The sequence below is a fragment of the Collinsella aerofaciens genome, from assembly GCF_015557435.1.
Lineage (GTDB): Bacteria > Actinomycetota > Coriobacteriia > Coriobacteriales > Coriobacteriaceae > Collinsella > Collinsella aerofaciens_Z.
The window spans coordinates 1-2910 of sequence record NZ_JADNOH010000026.1; the positions used below are offsets into that span (position 1 = coordinate 1).

The window sequence follows — 2910 nt, forward strand, 5'->3', positions numbered from 1 at the left end:
TCGGCGGGGCCGACGCCTTCACCGCGGGCGCCCGCGTGGTCGCCGTGTACAACGCGCCACTCGCCAGCGGCTGCAATCATGGCATCGCCAAGGGCAACCCCAACGAGGTCTACCTGCGCTACCCACGCTCTCCCTTTGCCGACCAGTCCGGCGACGCCGGCTTCACCCGCACGCCGAGCGATGACGCGACGGCCTACACCTGGGATCTCGCGCTCACCAAGCGCGGCAGCGACGGCGACAGGCCGCTGCCCGGGGCGGTCCTGAGCATCACCGACGACCGCGGTCGCACGCTGGCGGCCAATGGCACGTGGGATGCGGAGGGCAAGGCCACCGTCACCACGGGCGAGGACGGCCGCGTGACCGTCTCGGGCGTGGACTCGGGCAAGCTGGAGGTCCGCGAGCTCAAGGCGCCCAAGGGCTACACCGCCTTTGAGGGCACGCGCTCCGTGACGGTCAAGGCCGAGGGCCTGGACGTCGACCAGGTGGCCGCCGCCAAGCCCAAGCTCACCATCACGGCCGAGTCGCCCCTGCGCGCCGACAACGCGGACGGGTCGACGGGCAGCCTGGAGGCGTCGCTCATCAACACGCCTACCGGCACGCCCCCTAGCACTATCACCGGAGGCTTTATGCCCTCGACTGGCGATATGGCAATGTACGCCGTGGCCGCCGCAGCGGTCGCCGGAGCCGCACTCCTCGTGGTCGCGCTCCTGATCAAGCGGGGAGGCGGCAACCATGCAGAGTAGCCAATGGCCCCACAGAGAGCGGGGCGAGACATAACCAAGCAGATGCTTAGACACAGACAGATGGTTTTAGATCAAGCGGAATTCAAGCAGAAAGCAGAGGAAAAGAAGATGAGTATGAGCAAGAACATCGCCCGCCTGGCAGTAACGGCCGGCCTCACCGCAGCGTTGAGCTTCGGCGGGGTCATGGCGCCTGTGACCATGGCGTTTGCTGAGGGCGCGGCGGACAGCATCACCATCAATAAGGTTGCCGAGGACAACAAGGACAATACGTTCAAGGCTTATCAGATCTTCAAGGCCACGGTTACTGACACGAATGGTGGCAAGACTGCGCAGAACATTACGTGGGCGAGTGAGACGGTTGGCCCGAAAGTTATTACCGCCATTAAGAATGACTGGAAGGGTTATCAGAGCTTAGCGAAGAATAACAAACTGTCCGAGGATCCTACGGCTCAGGAAGTCGCCGACTTCCTCATGGCGAATGCGAAGGGCGCTCATGCGGGCGAGGATGGAACGCGAATCACTACCGACAGCGTTCTCTATGCAGTTGCGAATGCTGTAAAGGGTGAGAACCCGGCTGAGTCTAATATCACTGCCGGTAACGCCTGGGCTCCCGATGCAACGCATGGCAGCGGCTACTACCTGTTTGTGACCAATAATCTCGACTCGAGTAAGCCGAACACCGGTACATCCCCGATTTTCGCAATCGTGGGCGGTGAGGCTGTGACTGTAACCGAGAAGACTAGTATCCCCACTGTCGACAAGCAGATTCTTGCCGCAGCTCCTGCTAATCCCACGCAGCAGACAAATGGTTGGTCTGGCGTTGCCGACTCCCAAATTGGCCAGGAAGTGACCTATAAGCTTACCGGTTCGGTCGCCGATAACTACGCCACCTATGACTCCTATGCATACAAGTTCACGGACACTCTTTCGAATGGCCTCGATTACGTACAGGATTCGCTTACAGTTTACGCAGTGAACGGGGACGGCGATTACACTCTGATTGATAGCAGTGCCTATAACCTGACTACTCCGAGTGCCGGTAACCGTGTTTTGACGGTTGACTTTGCCGTCGATAAGGCCAACAACAAAAAAGGCCTAAAGGATGTTCAGGGCGTAGACGCTAGCACCCAGATTGTTGTTTTCTATAAGGCGAAGCTCAACAAGAATGCCGTTACCGGTAATGGCACTGGCGAGAAGAAGGGCAACTACAACACTGTTAAGCTGGAATACTCCAACAATCCCTATGCCGAAGGAACAGGAACGTCTGTCGAAGGTGGCGCTGGAGACTTTACCTTCCAGCTCAACATTAACAAGGTCGATCAAGGCACCGAGAAGGGCCTTGCGGGCGCCGAGTTCAGCATTCAGTCTGCTGATGCGGACACTTTGAATCAATACGTTGCTTCAAAAGATAGTTCAGACGGAAAAGTCGTTGCTGGCCAACTTGTGAGCTTTACTGGCGCAACTCTTCCGGACTATTTGAAGTTTACTTCTAACGATAAGGGAAAGATTGAAGCAAAGGGACTCGATGCTGGCTCCTACACGGTGACTGAGACTAAGGCACCAAGTGATAAATATACCGTCGCCAAGCCCTTCACCTTTACTATTAAGGCAGAGTATAAGGATAATGCGGCAGAGCTTAAGAAGATTACGGTCAGCCCCTCTCAGAATGACGAGATTCGTTCCGATGTCGCCCTCGGCACGCTCAACAACACTCCGGGCGATAATACGCTGACCGCTACGAATAATACCGCTGCCAATGTCGAAACCGGTGAAATTAACATCACCATCGGCAATACCAAGTCCGTCGGCCTCCCGCTCACCGGCCTCAACGGCGTGACCTTCACTTGGATCGCTGGTGGCGCGGTACTGTGCATCGGCGTGGCGCACCTCATCCGCAGCCGTAAGCAGGCTGAGGAGTCCGAGCAGGAGTAACGCTCACTCACCCATCCCTTTGGCAGGTGGGATGTGATGGCCATGAGACTTGCGGACACTTTTCTCGTCCATCGACGTTCTTGCTTTGCCATTCTAATTTCGGGGCAGACTCCACACTGGAGTTTGCCCCGTTCTTTTTGGACAACACAGGCAGCCTCCACCGTCCGATGCGGACTCATCCGTCATCGCGTTTTTTGACTCGTATGAGGTTCGGTTTAAGGTCCGTAGGCGCACG

Annotated in this window: 2 protein-coding genes; both read left to right on the forward strand. The window is 57.3% G+C overall.

All coding sequences use genetic code 11. The features are described 5' to 3' along the window. A partial coding sequence (locus tag I2G43_RS02180) for a SpaA isopeptide-forming pilin-related protein (RefSeq protein ID WP_195534928.1) occupies positions 1-743 on the forward strand: 743 nt, incomplete at its 5' end. Positions 744-857: 114 nt separating this feature from the next. Next, complete coding sequence (locus tag I2G43_RS02185) at positions 858-2675, forward strand: isopeptide-forming domain-containing fimbrial protein (RefSeq protein ID WP_195534929.1); 1818 nt, start codon at positions 858-860, stop codon at positions 2673-2675. Positions 2676-2910: the final 235 nt, after the last annotated feature.

What these genes read in the sequence shown, in the direction of transcription:
- I2G43_RS02185 (WP_195534929.1), top strand. Translation starts at nt 858, where the DNA reads ATGAGCAAGAACATCGCCCGCCTGGCAGTAACGGCCGGCCTCACCGCA.